Origin of the sequence: uncultured Thiodictyon sp. (genome assembly GCA_903837595.1) — a bacterium.
Classification (GTDB): Bacteria; Pseudomonadota; Gammaproteobacteria; order Chromatiales; family Chromatiaceae; genus Thiodictyon.
In genome coordinates, this window is sequence record CAILVI010000313.1 from 1 (window position 1) to 5769 (window position 5769).

The 5769-nt window shown below is 66.7% G+C and carries 3 protein-coding genes; all 3 read right to left on the reverse strand.

Features of this window, described 5'->3' with window-relative positions:
* Positions 1–86 precede the first annotated feature (86 nt).
* The 3 genes from QZY44_RS17285 to QZY44_RS17295 all read right to left on the reverse strand — a co-directional run bounded on the left by QZY44_RS17285 (position 87) and on the right by QZY44_RS17295 (position 5493).
* Complete coding sequence (locus tag QZY44_RS17285) at positions 87–479, reverse strand: hypothetical protein (protein WP_295448905.1); 393 nt, start codon at positions 477–479, stop codon at positions 87–89.
* Between the two features lie 73 nt (positions 480–552).
* Positions 553–2490, reverse strand: coding sequence for an SUMF1/EgtB/PvdO family nonheme iron enzyme (locus tag QZY44_RS17290; RefSeq protein WP_295448908.1), 1938 nt, complete (start codon positions 2488–2490; stop codon positions 553–555).
* Positions 2491–2817: 327 nt separating this feature from the next.
* A complete protein-coding gene (locus QZY44_RS17295) occupies positions 2818–5493 on the reverse strand; it encodes a replicative DNA helicase (protein WP_295448911.1) in 2676 nt (891 codons plus the stop codon).
* Positions 5494–5769: the final 276 nt, after the last annotated feature.

Sequence of the window (5769 nt, forward strand, 5' to 3'; positions counted from 1 at the left end):
ACTCCGGGCATCACGCTTGCGGCTACCCGTCGCGGCCTGGGGGCCGCTCCTACGCGGGTAGGAGCGGCCCCCAGGCCGCGACGAAGTCACCCCAGTAGATTGAGCAGCCGCCGGGTCATGATCTCCACCTGGGCCTCTTTCATGGTCCTGGGATCGAAGGCGACCTTGATGGCGCGCCCATCCTTCTGCACCTTGATCACCACCCGCGCGTCACGCGTCACCCACCCCTTCAGAAAGTCCACCAGGGCCGGCACCGTCTTGGGCAAGACCTCCAGCACCAGGGTTCCCAGGGCCTGGCCCAGACCCTTGGCGCCCGGCCGGTCCAACGCCTCCGCAGGCTCGGGCAGGGCGACCGCGGCCGTCAGCTCGGGCGCGTCCAACTGCCGGGCCAGTGCGCGGGTCAGCGCGTCCAGTTCGCCCGCGGACAGTGCGTCCGGGGTCTGGGGCTCCAGCAACAGGGTGATGGTCTTCTCGGTCATCGGGGTCTCCTCTCTGGTATCTGGTGACACCGCTGCGCGGCGTCACGAGAGCAATGGGACAAAGAGCAAAGGGTCAAAGAGTCCTAGCGAGACGAAAGCCGACGTTGTCGACGCCAACATTCGCGGGGAGCGAGGAGCGGTAGGCGGAGCGGAGGAACCACGGGCCGTAGAACCACGAGCCGCCGCGCAGCACGCGCCGGGCATCGTTCTTGGTCTCATTATTGCCATCACACCGCTGCTCTTGCCCCCCATATGAATCGGCATATACCGAACAAGTCCACTCCCAGACATTGCCTGCCACCTCGTGCAGCCCCCAGGGGTTGGCCGGCAGGCTACCGACCGGGACCGTCTGCCCACGAGACTCACCCGCCCCGCACCCATTGTAGTCACCGCCGTTGTAGTTGGCTTGGTCGGTCTTGATGCAGTCACCGGTCCAGAATGGGGTCGCGGTCCCCGCTCGGGCGGCATACTCCCACTCGGCCTCGGTGGGCAGGCGATAGGGCTTGCCGGTGTGGTCGGCGAACCAGGCGGCATAGGCCGTGGCATCGGCCCAGGTCGCATTGATGACCGGCTGATCTTTGCGCCCCCAACTGTCCTGCGGCAACTTGCGCCAGGTCGCCTTGGCAAAGCGGTCGTACTCATCGAAGGTCACTTCGTGCTTGCCGATGGCGAAGGGCTGCGCGATCTGCACCTGATGCTGCTTCTCGTCAGTGCCCCGCGCGGGCTCCCCCGTCGGCGAGCCCATGGTGAAAGACCCGGCAGACAGTACAACCATCTCCGGCCCCAGGGACCTGTCCTTGAGCGTATCGCGGCAAGTCGATAGTGGCTTGTCCTTCACGCATGCCTCACTGGCCGGCGCGACCGGTTCCGGGGGGATCCGGATCAGCCCAGCCACCCGCCCCAGATCGACCACCATCACGACCGCCACCAGCAGCCCGCCCGCCAGCCACAGCGAACCCCAGTGCCTTTTCGGTCCTTCGGGGACTTCCGGCGGCGGCACCACCGGCCCCGGATCGTCCGGCGCCTCGGCCTTGAGCACCCGCTCAATCAATGCCCGCACCTGATAATCCCGCTCCGCCGCCAACTGCCCCGCCAGGACCGTCCGCACCGCGCCCCCCCGCTCGGGGTCGCTCAGCAACCCCGCCAGGTCATGCACGCTCCCCAGCCGGGTGCGCGGATTGGCGGATGCGAGATCCGCCAGCATATCCGCCGGCAGCAGGTCCTCAGGCCTCGCCACCGGAACCAGGGCCGGCGGATAGGGATTGCGGGCAATCACCAGCCGCCCATGCTGGCGCCCCACCCAGCGCTGCGGCGTCATATCGGCACCCACGGCCCGCACCCGGTCATAGGCGTATTGGAACAGGGCCTCCTCGGTCACGAAGCCCTCGCCCGCCGCCGCCTCGCCGGTGCTCAGGCCCTCCACCAGCCAGTGCGTAAAGACCGAGCGCTGGGTCTCACCCTGCACGCGCTCGCCCTCAAACGAGCGCTGGGTGGCGGTGGATGACAGCAACGCCACCCGCCCCTCACCCTGTGAACTGAAGGTCTCCGGGGTCACGGCGGGGACCGGGCCGCCGTCCTTGGCCGCGCGGGCAAAGGCGCCGGAGTAGCAGCAATCGAGGATCAGGACCTGGCGCCGACAGCGCGCCGTCTCCATGAGGTCACGCAGGTCCTCCGCGCGCAGGGCCGTGGTAACCGGAAGATCGACATTGGTCTCAGCGAGAGCCAGCGAGAGCCGCCCGAGCGCGTCCAGGATGCCGTGGCCGGAAAAATAGAGCAGCACCAGGTCATCGCGTGCGGCCTGCTTGAACAGGCGCTCGATCTCGCCCGCGACCCCGTTGCGGTCGGCGTTATACAGCTCCTGCACGACATCGAAGCCGCCGATGGCGGGGTCCGCGAGCACCGCCTTGAGCGCGCGCACGTCCTCCCCCGGCACCACAAGGGGCTGGAGGCGCACGTCCTGATAGCGGTCATTGCCGATCAGCAGGGCAGTTTTCTTGGCCGCGGGGGGCATAGGGGTCCTGCGGATGCACCGGGGATGGGCAATTCTAACCCCGCGGACGCGGGAAAGGGGGACCGGTACTGTCGGGGACCTTTTTTCGCCGCTGCGGTGACATCGCCCGCCCCGCGGGCGCTGGGGCACCCTTGGGGACGCCGCACCCCACTGAGACTGTGAACGTATTCCCGTAGGATGGGTTGAGCGCAGCGAAACCCATCGTCAGTGCTTCGCCAAGACCTTCATTGCTGGGTTTCGCTGCGCTCTACCCAGCCTACAGAGGGTACATGCGACGCCGCGGCCGTTTGCGAGATCGCGCCGCATTGGGGTGTGGTGCTCCCAGGGTCAATGCATCTCCTCGCCGTAATAGTTGTCGGTGTAGTTCTCGAACTTGGTGTATTTGCCCAGGAAGGCGAGGCGCAGGGTGCCGATCGGCCCGTTGCGCTGCTTGGCGATGATGATCTCCGCCACCCCCTTGTCTTTACTCTCGGCGTTATAGACCTCGTCGCGGTAAATGAAGGCGATTAAGTCTGCGTCCTGTTCGATTGCACCGGAATTATGACTGACAATACCGTCCGCGAGCCAACTGGCCGGTCCCGGCACCGTCAGGTCATAGACATCTTCCTCGCCCGCAGGCTCCACCACCAGCACCCGGTCCCAAAACAGGTCGCTCCGCGCCTGCTCCATCAGCTCGGGATCATGCAGAAGCTCGGCATAGCTGGCGACGACGGCGCGTGAGGGCGCAAACTGGAAGTGAGAGGTACCCCCGTAGCTCGTGCCACGCAACGCGGCCATGGCCCGCTGGCTGACTCCCTGTTGCCCCATAGCCGTGCGGATCTCGGCGAAAATCTCCTGCGGCAGGGTGTCCACGTTCGTATTGGGCCGCACATCGTGGATCAGGTCCCGCAGCCGCTCGGCTTGCGGGACGCGCGGGCCAAAGGCCCCCACGTGATCCAAGAATCGCAACTGCTGCTCAACGCCAAGCACGCAGACCATGTGGGTGGAGCGATACGTTGCACTCTCTACCGTCTGGATGCGGGCGACAATCCCCAGCCGCAGCAGGAGCGCCGCCACGTCATCGGCCAAACCACGGCTATTGGTACTCAGGTGAATGCCGTGACTGCCGCGCTGCCCCGGCTTGCGCGCGGAGATGGTGCCATCCGTCGCCCAGAGGTGACGCAGGAAGAGCGCGATTTGTCCGTTATCGAGCTGGAACAGACCGGCGGGAACGCGCTTCTCATGGGAGCGCTGCCCGAATACACCAAGGCCGCGTAACCAGAGGTTGACTCCGGCAGGGTGCCAACGGTTACCGTTGCCGCTCAACACCAACTGATGCCAAGTGCCGCGGCCCGCATGGCGGTTGACCTGCACGCCGAAACCATCGCGGGCGGCCTCGGTCACGGCCCGACTGTTGTCCTCGGACGCCGTGGTATAGCGCAGTGGTTGGCCGCTGAGATAACTGCCATCGCCCATCAAGTGCGCCAGCAGGATCAACTCGTGTTCCGGCCAACGCTGCGGCGTCTGCGGCTCCGGCAGGAACCGGGACAGGGCCAGGCGATCACCCGCGCCCAGCTCACCGACCGTTTTCCAGCCGTCACCGGCGAGTAGGCGATGCTCCGCCGTGGCACGGATGGAACGCCCGCTGGCGAGGCGCACCCGCCAGACCGGGCGTCGGCCCACCGCCCAGATCCGGTCGGACTCGGCCCCAACCAGCTTGTCGTGCGCGTCCACCGCAATCACCTGGACCTTGGTGCCGACCAGTTCCTGGATCGGTACCCGCCGCCCGTCTGCCAACACCACCGGGGTATCCCCAGTCACGCATTCACGCAGGTCCGACATCACCGGCCGCTTATTCGGCCGCTGCTCCAGGCTGCGGTTGAGCTGTGAGAGTGCAATCACCGGCACCGACAGCTCCTTGGCCAGGGCCTTGAGTGAGCGCGAGATTTCTGAGATTTCGGTGGTGCGGTTCTCATTCGACCCCGGCACCTGCATGAGCTGGAGATAATCGATGACGACGAGCCCCAGATCGCCGTGCTCACGCTTGAGCCGCCGCGCACGGGCACGCAATTCGGTCGGGGAGAGTGCCGGCGTATCGTCGATGAAGAGCGAGGCCGCGGCCAGGATATTGACCGCGGAGGTCAGACGCGGCCATTCGTCGTCTTCCAGCTTGCCGGTGCGCACCCGGTGTGAGTCAATCCGCCCCAGCGAGGCCATCATGCGCATGGCCAGGGCATCGCCCGGCATTTCCATACTGAACACCGCCACCGGCTTGCCGCCCTGGATGGCCGCATGTTCGGCTAAGTTCATAGCAAAACTAGTTTTTCCCATCGACGGCCGCCCCGCCACGATGATCAGGTCCGACGGCTGGAGCCCGGAGGTCATCAAATCAAAATCGGTGAAGCCGGTGGAGAGCCCGGTGATGGGCTCGTCGCGCCGGTAGAGGTCGTCGATGCGCTCCACCGCCTTGGTGAGCAGGGCCTTGATCGGCTGGAAGCCGGCGCCGCCGCCGCGGGTCTCCTGCTCGGCGATCTCGAACACCCGGCGCTCGGCCATGTCCAGCAGTTCGCTCGCGTCCCGACCGGCGGGGTTGTAGCCGCTATCGGCGATCTCGGTGCCGGCCGCGATCATCTGGCGCAGCACCGAGGTCTGACGCACGATCTTGGCATAGGCCTTGATGTTGGCCGCGCTCGGCGTCTCGTTGACCAGGGTGCCCAGATAGGAGAGCCCACCGGCCGCTTCCAGTTGCTCGCTACGCTCCAGGGTCTCGGCCAGGGTGACCACGTCAAACGGCTGGTCGGCCCCGGCAAGCTTGGTCACGGCACGAAAGATCAGGCGGTGCTCGCGCCGGTACAGGTCGCCCTCCACCACCATGTCGGCGATGCGGTCCCAGGTGCTGTTGTCCAGCATGAGACCGCCGAGCATGGATTGCTCAGCGTGGATGTTGTGGGGCGGGACGCGCAGGCTCTCCATGGCGGCGTCTGGATAGTGGCCCAGGGGCTCCTGGTCGGTCGGATCGTGCATAGTTCCCTCGGCGAGCGCGCGCCAAGGGGCGGCGGCCGCAAGGCCGGCCGCTCCAGGGTGCGATGAATGGCAAAACCGCCCCGCCGCCCGGACCCGGTGGGTGGGCGCGCACGTGCAGATGGGGGACGGGATAACCTCGGATTGTGACCCCTGCCCCGGGGAGGGACAAGGGGCAGATTGCAGGGCAGGAGCGTGATCGTCACTCCGGCCACCGATCCTCGCGGCAGCCCGTCGCGGCCGGGGGGCCGCTCCTACGCACGTAGGAGCGGCCAGATC

Bases quoted from the DNA above. Each gene is read 5' to 3' on its own strand.
- QZY44_RS17290 (WP_295448908.1), bottom strand. From the start codon at position 2,490: ATGCCCCCCGCGGCCAAGAAAACTGCCCTGCTGATCGGCAATGACCGC.
- QZY44_RS17285 (WP_295448905.1), bottom strand. From the start codon at position 479: ATGACCGAGAAGACCATCACCCTGTTGCTGGAGCCCCAGACCCCGGAC.
- QZY44_RS17295 (WP_295448911.1), bottom strand. From the start codon at position 5,493: ATGCACGATCCGACCGACCAGGAGCCCCTGGGCCACTATCCAGACGCC.